We start from the raw sequence: 20861 nt of genomic DNA, 5'->3' as shown, positions 1-20861 counted from the left end.
GCAACAGGTCAGTGAGAAGTGGTTGATCGAAGTTGTTCTTCAACGGCTGCGCAGCGTGGGCACAGGCAGGCTTTGTCGCGTAATTCGGCGGGCAGGGCCTGGAGCACGGCCGGGTCGATACTCACGCTGTAGCACCAGCAGGCCTGGGTGGCGCGGCGTGGGTCGGCCAGGCTGCACTGGTTGAGGGCACCGCAAGCGGGGCAGTGTTGGCTGTCATTCATCTTGGGTTTCACTGCAGACGCGGTTACGGCCGGCCTGCTTGGCACGATAGAGCGCTCGGTCGGCGCGGGTCAGCAGGGCGTGCAGGGTATCTTCCGGTTGCAGGCTGCTCAGGCCGATGCTGGTGGTCAGGCGCAGAGGTTGTTCGTCGTAGCTGAACGTGAGCTGTTCGGTGCGGCGGCGGATCTTTTCCGCTACCTCGATGGCCTGCCGACCTTCGGCTTCACGCAGCAGCACGATGAACTCCTCGCCGCCCCAGCGGCAAAGTATATCCGATTGGCGCAGGCTGCCCTGCAGCACATTGGCGAACTGGCGCAGCACTTCGTCGCCTGCCAGGTGGCCGTGGGTGTCATTCAGCGCCTTGAAGTGGTCCAGGTCGATCAGCAGCGCCACCAGTGGCCCACTGTCGCGCTGGGCTTCGTGCAACGCCTGGGCAGCGAGCAAGTCGAAGCTGCGCCGGTTGGGCAGGCCGGTAAGGCTGTCGAGCGTGGCCAGTGCCTCGATGCTGGCCTGATGGCGGCGCACCATGGCATGCACCAGCGCCAGCACCACCAAGGTGATCATCGCGCAGATGGCAAGGTTCAGGTACAGGGAGTGGCGAATGTGGTCGAGGGCGCCGGTTTCGCGCTTGTCCACCAACAGGTACCAGTCCAGCTCGGGCAAGTGGCGCACGTTGAGGAAGTGGCTGTGGTTGTCGCTGTCGTGGTACTCGTGGCTGCCTTCGCCGGGCACCCGCTGTTCGGCCAGCACATCGCTCAGTTCGGCGTTGTCGCTCAGTGGCTGGCCGACCCGCAAACCGTGCGGGCCACCTTCGGAGCCGGTCAGCAACACTTTGCCTTTGGCATCGACAAACAAGACCGACCGCTGGTAGCGGCGCTGGTACTGGTCGATCAGCTTGACCACCGAGGACACACTCAGTCCCACCCCGGCAGCACCGATAAAGCGGTGCTGGTAGTCGTGCACCTGGTAGTTGATGAATACGGTCAGGCTGTCCTGGTTGGCCATGTCCAGGTCGACGTTGATCTCGTAGGGTGCCTTGAGGTCGCGCAGGCGGAAATACCAGGCATCGCGCCATGTGTCGGCTTGCACCTGCTTGAGCACGCCCTTGGCTTGGTAGTAAGTGAGGGTGCGGTCGGAGACGAAGAACGAGGTGAAGGTGTCCTGCTTGACCATGACCTCGCCCAGGTAGCGTGTCATGCGCTGGGTGTCCTTTTCGCCCGACAGTACCCAGTCACGCAAAAACGTATCCTGGGCCATCATCGAGGCGATCAGCACCGGGCGAATCAGGTCTTTCTGGATTTCCGAGTAGACCGTGTCTGAGGTCAGCGGCAATTCGGTATTGATAATGCCGTCGCGGATGGCGCTGCGCGAGGAGAAGTAGCTGAGCAGCGAGGTAGCAAGGAAGCCGCAGGCCAGCAGCACCAGCAGGGTAACGATCAGCGAACGCTGCGAGAACAGAGCGGAACGTGAGGGCATGATCTTCCCATGATGTGTGCCGAGCCGCCCATTCTAGTGAGATGACCGATAAATGACTGCAAGTTTTTCGGGGCTACCGCACCTGTATCAAATTGTTGCGGAAATGGCACTGCACCCAGGCGTCGCTGTCTTATTCAGTGTCGATGAACGCATCACGCATCGATGCTCGCCAGCGCCGCTGTTCGGGCACTCCAGCGGTCCAGGAGGCCGCCATGTCCTATCGAATCCTGTTGATCGCCCTGCTGGGGCTGATGACTTCTGCCTGCGCCCCGTACTACGAGAGCGGGGGCTATTACCGTTCGGACTACTACTCCACCGACCGTTACGTCTCGCCGGGTTATTACCGCTATGACCGTTACTACGTCACGCCGCAACCGCGCTATTACTACCAGCCGGCGCCCCGCTATTACTACCGGCCAGCCCCCGCGCCGCAATACCGGCTGTATCCGCAGCCGGGGATGAACCGGTGGCATGGCAACCCGCGCTACGACTATGGCAATCGCCAACGGCAAGACTACAGGCAAGACCGGGATCGCCATGACTATCGTGATGGCAGCCAGCGCTACCCGCGTGGCGATTCGCATTCCAACAGGCATGGGAATGGTGGCGGGCGTTGGGATGGCCAGCGGGGGCAGGGGCAAGGAGGTAACTGGCAGCGGTAAGGTGAAGTGAAGCGGGGGCGCTTTGCGCCCCATCGCCGGCAAGCCTAACCCAGATCTGCCAATGGGTGCCGCCCCTCCCACACCTTGGCAAAATGCGCCTCGACCACCGCCGCTGGCACCTGCGCCACATCGGGCCAGTGCCAGCGCGGCTGGTCGTCCTTGTCCAGCAGGCGGGCGCGTACGCCTTCGCTGAACTCGGGGTGACGGCAACAGTTCAGGCTCATGCTGTATTCCATCTGGAACACCTGTGCCAGCGACAGATGCCGTGCCCTGCGGATTTGCTCCCAGACCAGGTGCGCCGTCAGTGGGCAACCCTGATGCAAGCGTTGGCCGGCATCGGCCAGCAGCGGGTCATCATGGTGCTTGAGCCCTTCCAGCGCACGCCAGGCCGCCGCCGCATCGGCCACGTCGAGCAACGCATCGATCACCTGCCGCCTTGGCAACCACTGGGCTTCGGGCAACTCGGCGCAGGCGCGGTGCTGTTCGGCCTTGAGCAGGCTGTTCAGCTGCAGGGCGGTCTGCTCTTGCCAGTTCAACTGCAGCAGTTCTTCGATCAGCGCCTCTTGCTGGTGCTCGCCCAGAAAACGGTCGGCCAGGCCCAGGTCCAGGGCATCGCGGGCGTTGATCGGTGCCCCCGTCAGCCCCAGGAACAACCCCAGCTTGCCCGGCAGCCGCGCCAGAAACCAGCTCGCGCCCACATCCGGGTACAGGCCAATGCTGATTTCCGGCATGGCCAGCCGGCTGCTGGGCGTGACGATACGCACGTTGGCCCCCTGCAACAGCCCCATGCCGCCACCTAGCACATGCCCATGCCCCCAGCACAGCAGCGGCTTGGGGTAGGTGTGCAGGGCAAAATCCAGGCGGTACTCGGCGGCGAAGAAGGTGGCAGCCAGGGGCGGCACGCTGCCAGGGTGGTCGCGGCAGGCTTGTACCAGTGCGCGTACATCGCCACCGGCGCAGAAGGCTTTTGCGCCGTTGCCGCGCAGCAGTACGCAGACTACGCCCGGATCGCGGGCCCAGGCATGCAGTTGTTCGCCCAATACTTCGATCATGGGCAGGTTCAGGGCATTGAGTGCCTTGGGTGCATCCAGGGTGGCAATGCCGATGCGGGCGCCATCGGCGCCGGTGAGTACCCCGCAATGAATGGCCATGGACTACCTCGCTCAAGTCATCGCACAAGTATGGCCTGCCTGGCTGAACATGCCGGTTGTCGGTCGGATCGTTTGACAAGCGGGGAGGGGTTACCTAGTGTCGCGCCATTGTTTACGGATGGCCCCATGACTGACGACGATCGCATCAAACTCGAACCCGGCTGGAAGGCCGCGCTGCGCGCCGAATTCGACCAGCCCTACATGCATCAGCTGCGAGCGTTCCTGCGCAGCGAATATGCCGCCGGCAAGGAGATCTACCCGCCAGGGCCGCTGATCTTCAATGCACTCAACTCGACACCGCTGGACCAGGTGAAGGTGGTCATCCTTGGCCAGGACCCTTACCACGGGCCGGGCCAGGCGCATGGTCTGTGCTTCTCGGTGCAACCGGGCGTGGCCACGCCGCCGTCGCTGGTCAACATCTACAAGGAACTGCAGCGCGACCTGAATATCCCGATTGCCAGCCATGGCTACCTGCAAAGCTGGGCCGAGCAGGGTGTATTGCTGCTCAACACGACCATGACCGTGGAGCGAGCCAATGCGGCGTCGCACGCCAAGAAGGGGTGGGAGTTCTTTACCGACCGGGTTATCCAGGTGGTCAGTGAGCAGTGCCCGAACGTGGTGTTCCTGCTGTGGGGTTCGCATGCGCAGAGCAAACAGAAGCTGATCGATGGGACCAGGCACCTGGTGCTGAAGTCGGTGCATCCGTCGCCACTGTCGGCTTACCGTGGGTTCCTGGGCTGCGGGCATTTCAGCCGGACCAACAGCTTCCTTGAGCAGCGTGGCATGGCGCCGATCAACTGGGCGTTGCCACCACTTTGAGGATTAGCGGGGCCGTGTAGCGGCCCCTAATGCTGATCCCTTACCCAATACCTGAACAACGGCTCTGCCAAAAACAGCACGAACAGCAGGCGCATCACCTGCAACGCCGTCACCAACGGTACCGACAGTTGCAGGGTTTCTGCCGTCAGGCTCATTTCGGCAATCCCGCCCGGCATCATCCCCAGCGTCAGCGAACGCAAATCCAGCGCGGTCATCACGCTAAGCACCCACGCGGCACTGCCGGCAATCGCCATGCACAGCACCGTGGCTAACAGCGTGCGCGCCAGGAACGACGGTGCGCGGCTGAAGAACGCCCGGTTGAAGTGACAAGCCAGGCCGCTGCCTATCAACCATTGCCCGATCTGGCTGGCACCATTGGGCAGTGCGATTTGCAGGTTGCCAGCCAGGCTGACCGTGGCCGCTACCAGCAATGGCCCGAACAGCCACGGATTGGGCTGGCGCAAGCGTTGCCAGAGCAGCGCAACGGCAACGCCCAGCGGGGCGATCAAGGCCAGCCAGCCCCAGCTGACGCTGCCGGCGTGGTTCAGCGGTACCCCGTCACCCAGCAAGAACTTGAACAGCGCCGGTACGCACAGCACCACCGCCAGCACCCGCAGGCTCTGCGCCGCAGCCACCTGGCTGAGTACCGCGCCGTTACGTGCGCCGAGGTTGACCATCTCTCCCGAGCCTCCTGGCATGCTGGCGAAAAACGCCGTGGCGCGGTCTTCACCGGTCTTTCGCAACAGCCACACGCTGATCACGCTGGACAGGGTCGTGAACAGGGCGCCGAAGAAAATCAGCACAAAATGGCTGCCCACCTGCTCGATCACTGCCGGGGTAAAATGCAGGCCAATGCCGATCCCGATGATGCACTGCCCGCACTTGCGGCCGTTGGGTATCTCTGACAGTTGCCAGGGCGTCAGGCAGCGCACCAGGATGATGGCCAGCAGCGAGCCGACCATCCACGGCAAAGGCCAGCCGACCTTGCTGGCGATGTAACCGCCAGCAAGGCCGACCAGCCCGGTTGCGACAAACAACGGCAACGCGCGATCAGGCATCGGCCAGGGCCCGGCGCTGCTGGCTGCGTTTGCGCCAGATGCGCAGCAGCGGCAAGGCAAGCATCAGCACCACCAGCGCCCACACGCCCATGCTGATCGGGCTCGACCAGAGGATGCCCAGCTCACCGTTGGAAATCGACAGTGCGCGGCGCAGGTTCTGCTCCATCAGCCCGCCGAGAATGAAACCGAGCAGGATCGGCGACAGCGGGAAGTCCAGCTTGCGCAGGATGTAACCCATGATGCCGATGCCGACCATCAGGAACAGGTCGAAGGTGGTGGCATGCACGGCATACACGCCGATGGCGGTGATGATCGCGATCACCGGCACCAGCGCCCAGTTCGGCACGGCGAGGATGCGGGTGAAAATGCGGATCATCGGAATGTTGAGGATCACCAGCATGATGTTGGCGATGAACAGCGAGGCGATCAGGCCCCAAACGATGTCTGGCTGCTGTTCGAACAGCAGTGGGCCGGGGGTGATGTTGTACAGGGTCAGGGCACCGATCATCACGGCGGTGGTGCCAGAGCCCGGTACACCCAGGGTCAGCATCGGCACCAGGGCGCCACAGCACGAAGCACCGATGGCGGTTTCCGGCGCGGCCAGGCCACGTGCATCGCCCTTGCCGAACTTGCCGCTTTCACCCGCCAGGCGTTTCTCGGTCATGTAGGCCACGGCACTGGCCAGCGTTGCACCGGCACCGGGCAGGACGCCCATGATGAAACCGAGCAGGCCGCAACGGATGTTCACCACGAACACCGAAGCCGCTTCCTTGAAGTTGAACAGCATGCGCCCTGTGGCTGTTACCGCCTGATGGCCATGGTGGGTCTTTTCCAGCAGCAGGAGGATTTCGCTGATGGAGAACAGGCCCAGCACCAGCACCACGAACTGGATGCCGTCGGCCAGGTGCACGCTGTCACCGGTGAAGCGGTAGACGCCGCTGTTGGCGTCGATGCCGACCGCCGACAGGAACAGGCCGATCAGGGCAGCAATGAAGGTTTTCAGGGGCTTGTCACCGGCCATGCCGCCCAGGGCGACGATGGCGAACACCATCAGCACGAAGTACTCCGCCGGGCCGAAAGCAATGGCCCATTTCGCCAGCAACGGCGCGAACAGCACCATGCCGCAAGTGGCGATGAAGGCACCGATGAACGAACTCCAGGCCGACAGCGACAGGGCCACGCCGGCCAGGCCCCGGCGGGCCATCGGGTAACCGTCAAGGGTGGTCATCACGGTCGAGGCCTCGCCCGGGATGTTCAGCAGGATCGAGCTGATTCGCCCACCGTACTCGCAGCCCAGGTACACCGCTGCCAGCAGGATCAGCGCCGACTCCGGTGGCAGGCCCAGGGCGAAGGCGATGGGAATCAGCAGGGCCACGCCGTTGATCGGGCCCAAGCCTGGCAGCAGGCCGACCACAGTGCCGATCAGGGTGCCGGAGAGGGCGGTGACCAGGTTGTAGGGGGACAGGGCGACGCCGAAGCCCTGGCCCAGGTAGCTCAAGGTATCCATGTGTCAGTTCTCCAGTACGCTCAGCAGGCCAAGGGGCAGGGGCACGTCCATTACGCGGTCGAACAGCCAGTAGAGAAAGACGCTCATGCCGACCACCACGATGGCACTGTGCAGCCAGCGACCGCCGTACAGCCGGGCCATGGGCACACCGACCAGCATGGCGCTGAGAATGAAGCCCAAAGGTTCGAAGGTGGCGGCGAAAACAACCAGCAGGCCGACGCAGGCGGCAATCTTGGTCAGGGTTTCGCGGTCCAGTTCCGGTTCATCGTCCTTGCGCACGATGGGCGTAGGGCGAAACACCAGGTACAGCAGGCCAAGGCTCATCAGGCCGAGCATCAGCAGCGGGTAGGCGCGTGGGCCGACCGGCTCATAGGAAAACGCCGCCTGGTAGGGCAAGGCCATCACGGCCAGAGCGGCGCACACCGCCAGCAGGGCCAGGGCGAAGATGCGTTGCAGGATCATTGCAGAGTCCTCGTTGAACGCGGACCCTGTGGGAGCGGGCTTGCCCGCGAACACCGGCAAAGCCGGTGCCATACACCGCGGTGCTTGCTTCGCGGGCAAGCCCGCTCCCACAGGTATCTGAGAAAGGTTGCGGATGACTTACTGAATCAGCCCAAATTCCTTGGCCAATGCCTTGTAGTCAGCCACTTGCTTCTTCACATAGCCGTCCAGCTCTTCGCCGGTCATGGCGAACGGGAACAGCTCGCGCTGGTCACGCAGCTTGGCGAAGTCTTCCGAGGCCAGCATCTTGTCGAACGAAGCCTTCCACCAGGCGTAGTCCTCGTCGCTCACCTTTGGCCCCAGGTAGAAACCGCGTACCACTGGCCAGACGATGTCGTAGCCCTGTTCCTTGGCCGTGGGGATGTCTTTCATCTCGGGTTCGTCCAGGCGGTTTTCCGAGAACACTGCAAGGAGGCGCATGTTGCCGCTCTGGATATGCGGCATGGAGTCGGAGATGTCGGTCGAGCCAACCTGGATATGGCCACCCAGCAACGCCGTGGCAATTTCGCCACCGCCTTCCAGGGCCACGTAGCGCAGGTCACGCGGGTTGATGCCGGCAGCCTTGGCGATCAGGGCGGTCTGCATCCAGTCCTGGCTGCCCACGGTGCCGCCGGAGCCGATCACCACTTTGCTCGGGTCTTTCTTCAGCGCAGCGACCAGGTCGTCGAGGGTTTTGTAAGGGGAGTCGCTTTTCACCGCGATGGCGCCATAGCTGGTACCGACAGCGGCCAGCCACTTCACCGCGTTCTCGTCAAAGCGGCCGAACTTGCCTTGTGCCAGGTTCAGCAGCGAACCACTGGACCAGGCCACCAGAGTGCCGGCATCGGCAGGGCGTTGGGCGACCACGGCGTTGTAGGCCACCGCGCCGACACCGCCGGGCATGTAGGTGACGCGCATCGGCTTGCTGAGGATCTTTTCCTGCACCAGGGCGCTTTGCACCAGTTTGCAGGTCAGGTCGAAGCCACCGCCGGGCGAGGCGGGGGCGATGCATTCGGGACGTTTCGGTTCGGCAGCGAGGGCATTGCCGGCCAACAGCAGGCAGCCGGTAGCGAGGACGAGGCGGCGCAGTGAAAAGGTCATCGTCTATCTCCGTGAGCGTTGTTGTTATTGGGTTACCACAGGGCGACGCTGTAGCTCACCAGCAGCCGCACTTCGTCCGCGTCGCGGGCGAAGTTGGAGCGGAAGGTGGCGTTGCGCAGGCGGACGGCGACGTTCTTCAACGGGCCGCTTTGTACCACGTACTTGAGCTCGGTGTTGCGTTCCCACTCCTTGCCCTCGCCGCCGGCGGCGCGGCTGACGTTGTCGCCGCTGATGTAGCGGGTCATGAAGGTCAGGCCTGGCACGCCGAGGGCGGCGAAGTTGTAGTCGTAGCGCGCTTGCCAGGAGCGCTCGTCGGCGCCGGCGAAGTCGTTGATCTGGACGAAGTTGACCAGGTACGGGTCGGCACCATCGACATACGGGAAGGCGCTGTCCCCAGACAGCTGCTGCCAGGCGGCGCTGACCTTGTGCCCGCCCAGGGCGTAGCTGAGCATGCCGTTGACGGTGGTGTTGTCGATGTTGCCCGCCCTGGCCGCACCGGCGTCGTCGCTCACGGCCAGGCGCAGGTCGGCGCCGAAGGTGCCCGGGCCCCACGGCTGGGTGGCGACCATGCCGATGAAGTGTTGGCGGTAGATGTCGTCGAGCTGGGCGAAGTGATAGCTGCCGGTGATGCGGTCGGTGAACTGGTAGTCCAGCCCGCCCAGGGCCAGGTTGTCGGCGCTGAACGTGCCACCAAAGCGGCCGTTCTTGTTGTTCAGTGCCAGGTCTTCCCAGTTGGTGTCGTTGCGGTCCTTGGCCTTGTCCAGGCGACCGCCAGTGAAGGTCAGGCCCTTGATTTCCTTCGAGGTGAGCAGGCCGCCTTCGAACGTTTGCGGCAGGATGCGCCCGTCGTTGGGCTGCAGGGTTGGCAGCTCGGGGATCAGGGTGCCGACTTTCAGTTCGGTCTGGGAAATCTTCACCTTGCCGGTCAGGCCGAGTTTGGAATATTCATCGGCGGCCTTGCCATCATCGTGGGTCGGCAACAGGCCGGTGTCGGTGCGGTCGGGGCTGGAATCGAGCTTGATGCCGATCATGCCCAGTGCATCCAGGCCAAAGCCTACGGTGCCATCGGTGTAGCCGGACTCGAAGTTGAGGATGAAGCCCTGGGCCCACTCGTCGCGCTTGGATTGCTGCGCGCTGGTGCCGTCGCGGAAGTCGCGGTTGAAGTACATGTTGCGAGTTTCGAAGGTGGCCGTGCTGTCTTCGAAGAAGGCGGCCTGGCTCATCGGGGCGACACCGGCAAGCGCAAGGGCGCTGGCGATGGCGGAGGGGCGTGCGGCAAAGGAACGGGTAGGCGCGAACGCCTGCGGCTGCGATGACAGCATCGTCGATGACTCCGTTTATTGTTCTTATTCGTTGCACCTTGCTGGTGCTTTTTTCGGCGCGAAGGGCGACCGTGGTGCGATGCTAGGTAACGAACCTTTCGCTAACCTTTCAGCGTGAAAGGTTTGTTAAGAGGGGCTTCACAGGCTTGGCGACAGCGGTACACTCCGCGCCAACCGTCCCACCCGAGCAGGGAGAATCCGATGCGTGTGCTGCTGGTCGAAGACCATCTGCAACTGGCCGAAAGCGTGGCCCAGGCCTTGAAAAGCCACGGCCTGACCGTGGATGTGCTGCATGACGGCGTGGCTGCCGACCTGGCCCTGGCCAGCGAGGAATACGCCGTGGCGGTGCTGGATGTCGGCTTGCCGCGCATGGATGGTTTTGAGGTGCTGGCGCGCCTGCGCGGCCGTGGCAAGACTGTCCCGGTGCTGATGCTGACCGCGCGCAGCGACGTCAAGGACCGGGTTCATGGCCTGAACCTGGGAGCAGACGACTACCTGGCCAAACCGTTCGAGCTGACCGAGCTGGAAGCGCGGGTGAAGGCGTTGCTGCGCCGCAGTGTGCTCGGTGGCGAGCGCCAGCAACGTTGCGGGCCGCTGGTCTACGACCTGGATACCCGGCGCTTTGCCCTTGGCGACGACAACCTGACCCTGACGTCGCGCGAGCAAAGCGTGCTGGAAGCGCTGATCGCACGCCCTGGTCGGGTGATGAGCAAAGAGCAACTGGCTGCCCAGGTGTTCGGCCTGGATGAAGAAGCCAGCCCGGATGCCATCGAAATCTATATCCACCGGCTGCGCAAAAAGCTCGACGGCCAACCAGTGGCCATTGTCACCTTCCGTGGGCTGGGTTACCTGCTAGAGCACCGCGATGCGTGACAACGGCAGCTTGCGCGGGCGCCTGCTGGGCAACCTGGCCCTGCTGTTGGTGGTGCTGATGCTGGCCAGCGGCCTGAGCGCCTACTGGAATGGCCGTGAGGCCGCCGATACCGCCTACGACCGCACCCTGCTGGCCTCGGCGCGCACCATTGCCGCTGGCCTGTCGCAGCGTGACGGGTCACTGAGCGCGGATGTGCCTTACGTGGCGTTGGACACGTTCGCCTACGACAGCGCCGGGCGCATCTACTACCAGGTGCTGGACATCAAGCAGCGGCTGATTTCCGGCTACGAGAACCTGCCGCCGCCGCCGCCCGGTACGCCGCGCACTGACGATTACCCGGCGCTTGCTCGGTTCTACAACGCCACCTACCTGGGCCAGGACGTGCGGGTGGTCAGCCTGCTGAAGGCAGTGACCGAGCCGAACATGAACGGCATGGCGGAAATCCGCGTGGCCGAGACGGAAGAGGCGCGGGTGCGCATGGCCCGTGGGCTGATGGCCGACACTCTGCTGCGTCTGGGTATGCTGGCGCTGGGGGCGTTGGTGATGGTGTGGTTTGCCGTGAGTGCGGCGTTGCGGCCCCTGGAGCGCTTGCGCACGGCGGTGGAAGAGCGCCAGCCAGATGACTTGCGGGCCTTGCCGGTGGTGCAGGTGCAGCGTGAGCTCGGCCCGCTGGTGCGGGCCTTGAACCACTTTACCGAGCGGCTGCGCGGTCAGTTCGAACGCCAGGCGCAGTTCATTGCCGATGCCGCCCATGAATTGCGTACGCCGCTGGCGGCGCTGAAGGCTCGGGTCGAATTGGGGTTGCGCTCGTCAGAGCCACAGGAGTGGCGACAAACGTTGGAATCTGCGGCCCAAGGTACCGACAGGCTGACCCACTTGGCCAATCAGCTGCTATCGCTGGCACGGGTGGAGAACGGAGCGCGGGCAATTGCCGAGGGCGGCGCGCAGCGCCTGGACCTGAGCCAGCTGGCCCGTGAGCTGGGCATGGCCATGGCCCCGTTGGCACACAAGCGCGGCGTTGCGCTGGCCCTGGAGGCCGAGGCGCCTGTGTGGCTGAAGGGCGAGCCGACGCTGCTCAACGAGCTGTTGAGCAACCTGGTGGACAATGCCCTGGCGCACACGCCAGAAGGTGGCAATGTGATCTTGCGGGTGGTGGCACCAGCGGTGCTGGAGGTGGAAGACGACGGGCCGGGCATTCCCGAGGCTGAGCGTGAGCGGGTGTTCGAGCGGTTCTACCGGCGCAGTGCGCAAGGGAGCGGGCTTGGGCTGGCGATTGTCGGTGAAATCTGCCGGGCGCACCTGGCGCAGGTGAGCCTGCATGATGGCGAGAACGGCGGGCTGCGGGTGCGGGTGAGTTTTATCGCAGATTGATGTGTGGTCTGTACCGGCCTCTTCGCGGGTAAAACCGCTCCCATAGGTACTGCGCAGGCCTCAGGTGCGACGCAGTCCCTGTAGGAGCGGTTTTACCCGCGAAGAGGCCGGCACAGGCAGAAGCAAGTCAGCGGAACATGCTCCGCGCTTCGAGCAGTTCATCCACTTCCAGTTCAGTGCCAAACGGCAGCCCCAGGTGGCGGTACGCCGGCAGCGCAGCCAGTGGCCGATGCCGCCCGCGCTGGCTGATGCAGCGGGCGATCTGCACGATATCGATGTAATCGACCTTGTCAGTCTGCCGGTCCAGGTCCTGAACCTGGCTGGGCAGGTTGACCAGTTGCTCCGGAAACTCCCAGGCCTTGAGGATCTTGTCCCCCAGCACCGGCTGGATCTGCTCGATCACGTAATGCAGGCAAACCGGGTCGGACAGCAGTTCGTTGTGCTCTTCGGCGTAGATGAGCACCGGCAGTGCGCCAATCTGGTTGACCAGCCCACCCAAGGTCGCCTGGTCGGGCTTGAGGTGCGTGTAGCGCCTGCAGATTTCGTAGCTGATACCTGCAACTTCCAGGCTGTTGGCCCAGATATCGCGCAGTTTTTGTTCAACGGCCGGCGCGCGGGCATGAAAAATCTGCTCGATCACCAGACCAATGGCCAGGTTGCAGCTGTAATTGATGCCCAGCCGCGTGATGGCAGTGTGCAGGTCGGTGACCTCGACCGCTGCACGCAGCAGCGGGCTGTTGACGACCTTGATCAGGCGCGCAGAAAGGGCCGCATCGCGACCGATCACCTTGCTCAGGGCCGCTACGCTGATCTCGCTGTCTTCCGCTGCCTCGCGGATGCTCAAGGCAACCTCGGGCAGGGTCGGCAGGACCAGGTCATCCTTCTCGATGGCATTGAGCAACTGTGCTTGAACCATCTCGGCCAGCTTGTTCATGGGCGTGTCTACCGCAGTGGTGGTGCGGCCCCGCCACAGGGGCGGGGCAGGCTGGTCAGCGCTGGATTTCCCGGTCGCGGTCCAGTTCGTAAGGCAGGGTCAGCACTTGCAGGCGCGGGCCTTCCAGGCTGCCCAGGTGCAGGTTGTCGTCTTCCACTGCCTCGGCGCTGAGCACCGCAAGCAGTTCACAGCCCGCACCGTTGCCAGCAGCAATGACCACTTCACCGACCGACGAACCATGGGTGGGCGAGAATATCTCGGCACCCGGGGCCGGAATGGCCTGCTGGTCCAGTGCCAGGCGGTACTGGCGACGCTTGAGCTTGCCCAGGTACTGCATGCGGGCGACGATTTCCTGGCCGGTGTAGCAGCCTTTCTTGAAGCTGACACCATCGACGGCTTGCAGGTTGATCATTTGCGGGATGAACAGCTCACGGGTTGGCCCCATGACCTGGCCGATACCGGCGCGAACCTGCCCAAGCAGCCAGTCGTTGAGGTTGCCCTCGGGCAGGGCGCCGGCGAGCGCCTGGTGCACGGTGTCGGCCTTGTCTGCCGGCACCCACAGTTCTACGCGGCCGGCAGAAACGGCAATGGCAATCAGGCCCTCATGGCGCACGGTGCTGCCGGCAGCTGCGGGCACGTCGAGCCCCAGCGCCTGCAGCGCAGCGTCACCACCTTGCAGGCCAAAGCGTGCCCAGGCGGCGCTTTCGTCGGTCAGCGTGGCCTTGGAGAACACGGCGTACTTCTTCAGGTCGGCCAGTTGCGCATCGAGCAGTTCACTGGCCATGGCCAGCAGGTAGCCGTTGCCTTCGGGCAGGATGCGGAAGCTGGACTGCATGCGCCCCTTGACCATGCAGCGGGCGCCGAGGCTGGCGTGTTCCTGGCTGAGGTAGTTGATGTTGCAAGTCAGCTGGCCTTGCAGGAACTTGCCTGCATCGGAGCCGCGGACGGCGAGGATGCCCTCGTGGGACAGGGGGCAGAAGAAAGCGGAATCGGCCATGGGTCATCGCGGTGGCTAAAGACTGGCGGCCATCATAGAACGCCGGTAACAAAATAGGTAGGTGACTAGACCAACGCCCGGTGTCGCTTCGCGTGCCTGGCTGTATACTGGCGGGCCATTCGAGGAGGGCCCCATGGTCGAACAAACTGAACTCAACCGGCTTTTCTGGCACAGCCGCCGTGGCATGCTTGAACTGGACGTGCTGCTGGTGCCTTTCACCCAGGAAGTCTACCCCACCCTCAACGAGACCGACCGCGAACTGTACGTGCGTCTGTTGAGCTGCGAGGATCAGGACATGTTCGGCTGGTTCATGGAGCGCACCGAGTCTGAAGACCCGGAGCTGCAGCGCATGGTTCGCATCATTCTGGACCGTGTCCAGCCCAAGTGAGTGCTTTGAGTGCCGCTGGCAAGGCTCACGCCTGCTGCTAGCGGCCTATCTGGGTTGCCAGGTACTGGCGTGGCTTGCCGTGTGGGCGAGCCCGCTGCCCGGGTGGCTGAGTCTCTCTGTTGTCGCTGCCTGTATTGCCCACGCTGGCTGGGCCATTCCCCGACGTATCCTGTTGACGCATGAGCATGCCGTTGTTGGCGTGCGCCGTGATGTGCGCGGCTGGCAGGTGTTCAGCCGTGCCCGTGGCTGGCAGCCGGTGCGCTTGTGCCGGGACAGCGTGGCGCTGCCGGGGCTGGTGGTGTTGCGCTTTGAGCGGGTGGGGCGGTGGTTGGGGGAGAGCCAGTGCATAGCGCGGGATGCGTTGGGGGCGGATGAGCATCGGCGCTTGCGGGTAAGGTTGAAGTTCAGCAGGCGCAGGTGGGCTGAGGTGGGGGCGAGTCGGGGCTGATAGGTGTTCGCCGTCGCAGGTTCAGCGCCTGTGAGATCGAGCGCCGCCCGGGCGGCGCTCGGTCTCACAGATGCTGCAAATTTCAGAGCGGGCTGAGGATGGTGTCCTTGGCCTCGTCCAGCATCCCCGGGTAGTCCAGGGTGTAGTGCAGCCCACGGCTTTCCTTGCGCTGCATGGCCGACAGGATCATCAGCTCGGCCACCTGCGCCAAGTTGCGCAGTTCGATCAGGTCGCGGCTGACCTTGTAGTTGCTGTAGAACTCGTCAATCTCATCCAGCAGCAGGCGAATGCGATGCTGCGCGCGTTGCAGGCGTTTGCTGGTGCGTACGATGCCGACATAGTCCCACATGAAACGCCGCAGCTCGTCCCAGTTGTGCGCGATGATCACGTCCTCGTCCGAGTCGGTGACCTGGCTGGCGTCCCAGCCCGGCAGGGCCTTGGGCATGGCCACTGCCTCAAGGTTCGCCTGGATGTCGGCAGCGGCGGCCCGGCCATAGACGAAGCATTCCAGCAAAGAGTTGCTGGCCATGCGGTTGGCGCCGTGCAGGCCGGTGAAGCTGGTTTCGCCAATCGCGTACAAGCCCGGTACGTCGGTGTGGCCACGGTCGTCGACCATCACCCCGCCGCAGGTGTAGTGCGCTGCGGGCACCACCGGGATCGGCTGACGGGTGATGTCGATGCCAAACGCCAGGCAGCGCTCGTACACGGTGGGGAAGTGGCTCTTGATGAAATCGGCCGGCTTGTGGGTGATGTCCAGGTAGACGCAGTCCACGCCCAGGCGCTTCATCTCATGGTCGATGGCGCGGGCCACGATGTCGCGCGGGGCCAGTTCTTCGCGTGGGTCGAAGCGCGGCATGAAACGTTCGCCGTTGGGCAGGCGCAGCAGCGCGCCTTCGCCGCGCAGGGCTTCGGTGACCAGGAAGCTCTTGGCCTGCGGGTGGTACAGGCAGGTCGGGTGGAACTGGTTGAACTCAAGGTTGGCCACCCGGCAACCCGCCCGCCAGGCCATGGCGATACCGTCACCGCAAGCGCCATCGGGGTTGCTGGTATAGAGATAGACCTTGGCTGCGCCACCGGTGGCCAGCACGGTGAAGCGTGCGCCGAAGGTATCTACCTCCCCGGTATTGCGGTTTAACACATAGGCGCCCAGGCAGCGTTCGCCAGGCAGGCCCAGGCGGCGTTCGGTGATCAGGTCGACCGCTACATGCTGCTCCAGCAGCTGGATGTTCGGGCGCAGGCGAGCCTGTTCCAGCAGCGTCGTGAAAATGGCCGCGCCGGTCGCATCGGCGGCGTGGATGATGCGCCGGTGGCTATGGCCGCCCTCACGGGTGAGATGGAACTCGAAACCACCGTCATCAACGCTGTAGTGCTCGTCGCGGGTAAAGGGCACGCCTTGCTCGATCAGCCATTGAATGGCTTCCCGGCTGTGCTCGACGGTAAAGCGCACCGCCTCTTCGTTGCACAGGCCGCCGCCGGCATTGAGGGTGTCCTCGACATGCGACTGCACGGTATCGGTGTTGTCGAGCACCGCAGCGACCCCGCCCTGGGCCCAGAAGGTCGAGCCGTTGGCCAGGTCGCCCTTGCTGAGCACGGCAATGCGCACGTGGCTGGGAAGGTTAAGTGCCAGGCTGAGACCGGCGGCACCGCTGCCGATCACCAGGACATCATGTTTGAATTGTTGGCTCATGTCGGGACACTAGTAATCTTTGGAAAGGGCGCGGCACAATAGTCACGCGCAGATGGCATTGTGAAACTATCGTTAAACTTGGCCGGGATGCCTTTATAGCAGCCCGGGGTGGCCAATTTCCATGCCACTTGCCAGGTTGCGGCAACCTTTGTGGGAACTTTCCGACATGGCCGGAAATCCTATGAAGGCTGCCCGCACGCCACAATTTGCCGCGGCGACGCAGGGTGGCAGGCCTGTCCGGGCTGTCTCTGCGTATTCGAAACCTGATTATCGACGTAGCCGGCCGTGACCGCGCCGCGTCTTCCGTGCAAGCCGACCAAGGGCTGCAGGAAACTTGCTTGGAGGGGAGAACTTTTGCGTAAAGCCCGAGTCTATGGTTGCAAGCCTGAACGATGGCTGTTGCAACGCTCCTTCGAGTTCACCGAGGAGTGTTCATGCTAACCCAGGAAGAGGATCAGCAGCTTGTCGAGCGCGTTCAGCGCGGTGACAGGCGAGCGTTCGATCTGTTGGTGCTGAAGTATCAGCACAAGATTCTCGGGTTGATCGTGCGGTTCGTTCACGATACCCACGAGGCCCAGGATGTGGCGCAGGAAGCCTTTATCAAGGCCTACCGTGCGCTTGGCAATTTTCGCGGTGACAGTGCGTTTTATACCTGGCTGTACCGTATAGCCATCAACACGGCGAAGAATTATCTGGTGTCCCGTGGAAGACGGCCGCCAGACAGTGATGTGAGCTCCGAGGATGCGGAGTTTTACGACGGCGATCATGGCCTCAAGGATCTCGAGTCCCCAGAGCGCTCGTTGTTGCGGGATGAAATCGAAGGCACCGTCCATCGCACCATCCAGCAACTGCCCGAAGACCTGCGCACGGCACTGACCCTGCGCGAGTTCGACGGACTGAGTTACGAAGACATTGCCAGTGTCATGCAATGTCCGGTGGGTACCGTGCGCTCTCGAATCTTCCGCGCTCGGGAGGCCATAGACAAAGCCCTGCAGCCGTTGTTGCAGGAAACCTGAGACAGCGGCGACAGCCAAGAGAGGAACCGCCATGAGTCGTGAAGCTTTGCAGGAATCGCTGTCCGCGGTGATGGATAACGAAGCGGACGAACTGGAATTGCGTCGGGTGTTGAACGCCGTCGACGATGCCGAAACCCGTGCCACCTGGTCGCGTTACCAGGTTGCCCGTGCAGCCATGCACAAGGAGCTGCTGCTGCCTAACCTGGATATCGCCTCGGCGGTGTCTGCCGCGCTGGCTGACGAAGCGGTGCCGGCCAAGGTCAAGAAAGGCCCGTGGCGCAGCATTGGTCGGCTGGCTGTAGCGGCTTCGGTCACCGTTGCGGTGCTTGCCGGTGTACGCATGTACAACCAGGACGAAATCACCGGTGCCGAGCTTGCAGCCCAGCAGCCTGTCCAGCAAGGCCTGAGCGTGCCACAAGCACAAGGCCCGGCCGTTTTGGCAGGCTATAGTGAGAGCAGTGAGCAACCGACCGGGCCAATGGCCAACGGTGTGCTGCAAAACCAGGCCGGCTGGGATCAGCGTTTGCCAGGCTACCTGCGTCAGCATGCCCAGGAATCTGCGCTCAAAGGCACTGAAACCGCATTGCCTTATGCCCGCGCCGCCAGCCTGGAAAACCGTTAAGTAAGGAGGATCATGCGCGCGCTACCTCTCCTGTCGCTGCTGATTGGCAGCTTCATGATGGTGCCAGCATTGGCGGCCAACTCCTCGCCCCAGGCGAGTGAGTGGCTGAACAAGCTGGCACAGGCCGAGCAAAAGCAGAGCTATCAAGGCTCTTTCGTCTACGAACGCAACGGCAGCTTCTCTTCCCACGATATCTGGCACCGGGTCGAGGACGGCAAGGTCAGCGAGCGGCTGCTGCAGCTCGATGGTGCCGCCCAGGAAATCGTGCGCGTGGATGGGAGGGTGGCGTGTGTCAGTGGGGCCTTGGTCAGCAGTGTCGCGGCACCGCCAGATACCGCGCCGCGTGTGCTTGATCCGCTGAAACTGATGGGCTGGTACGATTTGAGCGTGGCGGGCAAGTCACGGGTCGCCGGGCGCGACGCCGTGATCGTGACGCTCACGCCCCGCGACCAGCACCGCTATGCCTTCGAACTACACTTGGACCGTAATACCGGCCTGCCACTGCGCTCGTTGATGCTCAACGACAAAGGGCAGTTGCTGGAGCGCTTCCAGATGACCCGCCTCGATACCGACGAGCCGCCTGGCGACGATGACTTGCGCCCCAGCGCTGCCTGCAAGCCTGTGCAGCATGGCGCGCCCGTCAGCAATGACAGCGTTGCTGGCTGGCGCTCGGACTGGCTACCGCCCGGGTTCGAGCTGGTCAACAGCTCGGTGCGTCGCGACTCCAAACACAACAGTTCGGTCAGCAGCCTGATGTATGACGATGGCCTCGCACGTTTTTCCGTGTTCCTCGAACCGGTGAACGATGACGGCGGCACCGACATGCGCACCCAGCTCGGCCCGACTTCGGCTGTTTCGCGTCGCCTCAATACGCCAAAGGGCAAGGTGATGGTGACCGTGGTGGGCGAAATTCCGCTCGGTACGGCAGAACGCGTCGCTTTGTCGATGCGCCCTCAGGATGCCCAGGCGCGCCAGTGATGGCGCGCGTTTGCGGGCCGTGCGAAGGCAGGCGAACATACGGCTGAAATGAAATTAAAGCATTGTCATTTGCAATCCATCGGCAAATTTTCTATAGGTCAGGCTTTCAGGAGCCTGGCCTTTCCTGCTTTGTGCAGGGGTCTTTCTAAACTACCGCTCGTTGTGACGGGAGCCGTATGTCAATACCACGCTTGAAATCCTACCTAACGATGTTCGCCGCCGTGCTGATGCTTGGCCAGGTGCTCACCGCCCAGGCCGAGGAAGCCCTGCCGGACTTCACCACCCTGGTCGAGCAGGCCTCGCCGGCCGTGGTCAACATCAGTACCAAGCAGAAGCTGCCCAACCGCGTCGCCGCCGGGCAGATGCCGGACCTGGAAGGCCTGCCGCCGATGTTCCGCGAGTTCTTCGAGCGCAACATGCCGCAGCAGCCGCGTTCGCCGCGTGGTGACCGCCAGCGCGAGGCGCAGTCGCTGGGCTCGGGCTTCATCATTTCCAGCGATGGCTACGTGCTGACCAACAACCATGTGGTGGCCGATGCCGACGAGATCATCGTCCGTCTTTCGGACCGCAGCGAGCTGCAGGCCAAGCTGGTCGGCACCGACCCGCGCACCGACGTGGCCCTGCTCAAGGTCGAAGGCAAGAACCTGCCGACGGTCAAGTTGGGTGACTCCGAGAAGCTCAAGGTGGGCGAATGGGTATTGGCCATCGGTTCGCCGTTCGGCTTCGACCATTCGGTGACCAAAGGTATCGTCAGCGCCAAGGGCCGTACCTTGCCAAACGACACCTATGTACCGTTCATCCAGACTGACGTGGCCATCAACCCGGGTAACTCCGGCGGCCCGCTGTTCAACATGAAGGGCGAAGTGGTGGGTATCAACTCGCAGATCTTCACCCGCTCCGGTGGCTTCATGGGCCTGTCGTTCGCCATCCCGATCGATGTGGCGATCGATGTGTCCAACCAGCTGAAGAAAGACGGCAAGGTCAGCCGCGGTTGGCTGGGCGTGGTCATCCAGGAGGTCAACAAGGACCTGGCGGAATCCTTCGGCCTGGACAAACCGGCCGGTGCCCTGGTGGCCCAGGTGCTGGAAAACGGCCCGGCAGCCAAGGGCGGCCTGCAGGTGGGCGACGTGATCCTGAGCATGAACGGCCAGCCAATCGTCATGTCGGCCGACCTGCCACACCTGGTCGGCGGCCTCAAGGATGGTGAGAAGGCCAAGCTGGAAATCATCCGCAACGGCAAGCGCCAGACCCTGGACATCAGCGTCGGCGCGCTGCCGGACGATGATGCCGACATCGGCACCGGCACCGGTGCCGATGGCAGTGCAGAGCGCAGCAGTAACCGTCTGGGTGTGTCGGTCGCCGACCTGACCGCCGAGCAGAAGAAATCCCTGGAGCTCAAAGGCGGTGTGGTCATCAAGGAAGTGCAGGATGGCCCGGCAGCGCTGATCGGCCTGCGTCCGGGTGATGTCATCAGCCACCTGAACAACCAGGCCATCGGTTCGGCCAAAGAGTTCACCGAAATCGCCAAGGAGCTGCCGAAGAACCGTTCGGTGTCGATGCGCGTGCTGCGTCAGGGCCGTGCCAGCTTCATCACCTTCAAGCTCGCTGAATAAGCGGCCTGGCAAGGGAGAAAGGGCAGCTACGGCTGCCCTTTTTCATGATTATTCACAATTGGACGGTGGATTGCTGTGTACAGTCGGACAGAGGAATCTCCCATATCCCGGCAGCTTGAGGTACAATTCCCGGCTATT

21 protein-coding genes are annotated in these 20861 nt (G+C 63.3%); 10 read left to right on the top strand and 11 right to left on the bottom strand.

The window, feature by feature from the left end; all coding sequences use genetic code 11:
• Positions 1-8 precede the first annotated feature (8 nt).
• Together APH36_RS06380 and APH36_RS06375 are read right to left on the bottom strand one after the other, a co-directional pair.
• Positions 9-221 carry a cysteine-rich CWC family protein gene (locus APH36_RS06380; protein ID WP_060497939.1) on the bottom strand — a complete coding sequence of 71 codons (213 nt, stop codon included), beginning with the start codon at positions 219-221 and terminating at the stop codon, positions 9-11.
• Positions 214-1695, bottom strand: coding sequence for a sensor domain-containing diguanylate cyclase (locus APH36_RS06375; RefSeq protein WP_060497938.1), 1482 nt, complete (start codon positions 1693-1695; stop codon positions 214-216). The genes APH36_RS06380 and APH36_RS06375 overlap by 8 nt, the downstream gene beginning before the upstream one ends.
• Before the next feature lie 212 nt (positions 1696-1907).
• Between APH36_RS06375 and APH36_RS06370 the strand changes: the two genes are divergently transcribed.
• Positions 1908-2357, top strand: a complete 450-nt coding sequence (locus APH36_RS06370) for a hypothetical protein (RefSeq protein WP_060497937.1) — start codon at positions 1908-1910, stop codon at positions 2355-2357.
• A 44-nt stretch (positions 2358-2401) separates the two neighbouring features.
• Here APH36_RS06370 and APH36_RS06365 read toward each other — a convergent pair whose 3' ends face one another.
• Positions 2402-3508, bottom strand: a complete 1107-nt coding sequence (locus APH36_RS06365) for an enoyl-CoA hydratase/isomerase family protein (protein ID WP_060497936.1) — start codon at positions 3506-3508, stop codon at positions 2402-2404.
• A gap of 126 nt (positions 3509-3634) precedes the next feature.
• Here APH36_RS06365 and ung point away from each other — a divergent pair, with 126 nt between their 5' ends.
• Positions 3635-4327, top strand: a complete 693-nt coding sequence (gene ung / locus APH36_RS06360) for a uracil-DNA glycosylase (RefSeq protein ID WP_060497935.1) — start codon at positions 3635-3637, stop codon at positions 4325-4327.
• Between the two features lie 26 nt (positions 4328-4353).
• Here the strand turns inward: ung and APH36_RS06355 are convergent, their stop codons facing one another.
• The 5 genes from APH36_RS06355 to APH36_RS06335 form a co-directional block, all read right to left on the bottom strand.
• Positions 4354-5385, bottom strand: coding sequence for an AbrB family transcriptional regulator (locus tag APH36_RS06355; protein WP_060497934.1), 1032 nt, complete (start codon positions 5383-5385; stop codon positions 4354-4356).
• A complete protein-coding gene (locus APH36_RS06350) occupies positions 5378-6892 on the bottom strand; it encodes a tripartite tricarboxylate transporter permease (RefSeq protein WP_060497933.1) in 1515 nt (504 codons plus the stop codon). Before APH36_RS06350 ends, APH36_RS06355 begins: the two co-directional genes overlap by 8 nt.
• Before the next feature lie 3 nt (positions 6893-6895).
• The gene (locus APH36_RS06345; protein WP_060497932.1) at positions 6896-7354 is read right to left on the bottom strand and encodes a tripartite tricarboxylate transporter TctB family protein; all 459 of its coding nucleotides are present in this window, start codon (positions 7352-7354) and stop codon (positions 6896-6898) included.
• Positions 7355-7492: 138 nt separating this feature from the next.
• Positions 7493-8473, bottom strand: coding sequence for a tripartite tricarboxylate transporter substrate binding protein (locus APH36_RS06340; protein WP_021785748.1), 981 nt, complete (start codon positions 8471-8473; stop codon positions 7493-7495).
• A 32-nt stretch (positions 8474-8505) separates the two neighbouring features.
• Positions 8506-9795, bottom strand: a complete 1290-nt coding sequence (locus APH36_RS06335) for an OprD family porin (RefSeq protein WP_060497931.1) — start codon at positions 9793-9795, stop codon at positions 8506-8508.
• 201 nt (positions 9796-9996) lie between these two features.
• On the opposite strand from APH36_RS06335, the gene APH36_RS06330 reads away from it, so the two are divergent.
• Both APH36_RS06330 and APH36_RS06325 read left to right on the top strand, forming a co-directional pair.
• Positions 9997-10668, top strand: a complete 672-nt coding sequence (locus APH36_RS06330) for a response regulator (protein ID WP_060497930.1) — start codon at positions 9997-9999, stop codon at positions 10666-10668.
• On the top strand, positions 10661-12040 hold the full coding sequence (locus tag APH36_RS06325; RefSeq protein ID WP_060497929.1) for a sensor histidine kinase: 1380 nt from the start codon (positions 10661-10663) through the stop codon (positions 12038-12040). The genes APH36_RS06330 and APH36_RS06325 overlap by 8 nt, the downstream gene beginning before the upstream one ends.
• A 127-nt stretch (positions 12041-12167) precedes the next feature.
• Here the strand turns inward: APH36_RS06325 and APH36_RS06320 are convergent, their stop codons facing one another.
• Both APH36_RS06320 and APH36_RS06315 read right to left on the bottom strand, forming a co-directional pair.
• On the bottom strand, positions 12168-12974 hold the full coding sequence (locus tag APH36_RS06320) for an HDOD domain-containing protein (protein ID WP_060497928.1): 807 nt from the start codon (positions 12972-12974) through the stop codon (positions 12168-12170).
• 55 nt (positions 12975-13029) lie between these two features.
• Positions 13030-13971 carry a folate-binding protein YgfZ gene (locus APH36_RS06315; protein WP_060497927.1) on the bottom strand — a complete coding sequence of 314 codons (942 nt, stop codon included), beginning with the start codon at positions 13969-13971 and terminating at the stop codon, positions 13030-13032.
• Between the two features lie 133 nt (positions 13972-14104).
• Between APH36_RS06315 and APH36_RS06310 the strand changes: the two genes are divergently transcribed.
• Positions 14105-14359, top strand: a complete 255-nt coding sequence (locus APH36_RS06310; protein ID WP_003252043.1) for a succinate dehydrogenase assembly factor 2 — start codon at positions 14105-14107, stop codon at positions 14357-14359.
• A complete protein-coding gene (locus APH36_RS06305; protein ID WP_060497926.1) occupies positions 14343-14807 on the top strand; it encodes a protein YgfX in 465 nt (154 codons plus the stop codon). Before APH36_RS06310 ends, APH36_RS06305 begins: the two co-directional genes overlap by 17 nt.
• Positions 14808-14889: 82 nt before the next feature.
• Here APH36_RS06305 and nadB read toward each other — a convergent pair whose 3' ends face one another.
• Entirely contained in the window at positions 14890-16494 is a 1605-nt protein-coding gene (nadB, locus tag APH36_RS06300; RefSeq protein ID WP_060497925.1) for an L-aspartate oxidase, read from the bottom strand.
• Between the two features lie 434 nt (positions 16495-16928).
• Between nadB and rpoE the strand changes: the two genes are divergently transcribed.
• The 4 genes from rpoE (at position 16929) to APH36_RS06280 (ending at position 20723) form a co-directional block, all read left to right on the top strand.
• The gene (gene rpoE / locus APH36_RS06295) at positions 16929-17510 is read left to right on the top strand and encodes an RNA polymerase sigma factor RpoE (protein WP_003252049.1); all 582 of its coding nucleotides are present in this window, start codon (positions 16929-16931) and stop codon (positions 17508-17510) included.
• A gap of 31 nt (positions 17511-17541) precedes the next feature.
• The gene (locus tag APH36_RS06290) at positions 17542-18132 is read left to right on the top strand and encodes a sigma-E factor negative regulatory protein (protein ID WP_003252050.1); all 591 of its coding nucleotides are present in this window, start codon (positions 17542-17544) and stop codon (positions 18130-18132) included.
• Between the two features lie 12 nt (positions 18133-18144).
• Entirely contained in the window at positions 18145-19110 is a 966-nt protein-coding gene (locus APH36_RS06285) for a MucB/RseB C-terminal domain-containing protein (RefSeq protein ID WP_060497924.1), read from the top strand.
• Positions 19111-19319: 209 nt separating this feature from the next.
• The gene (locus APH36_RS06280; protein ID WP_374754785.1) at positions 19320-20723 is read left to right on the top strand and encodes a DegQ family serine endoprotease; all 1404 of its coding nucleotides are present in this window, start codon (positions 19320-19322) and stop codon (positions 20721-20723) included.
• The last annotated feature ends 138 nt before the right edge of the window (positions 20724-20861 follow it).

Origin of the sequence: Pseudomonas sp. NBRC 111133, from assembly GCF_001320605.1 — a bacterium.
GTDB lineage: Bacteria > Pseudomonadota > Gammaproteobacteria > Pseudomonadales > Pseudomonadaceae > Aquipseudomonas > Aquipseudomonas monteilii.
The sequence above is the reverse complement of the archived record's forward strand: the minus strand, read 5'-3'. Positions and strand labels throughout refer to the sequence as shown.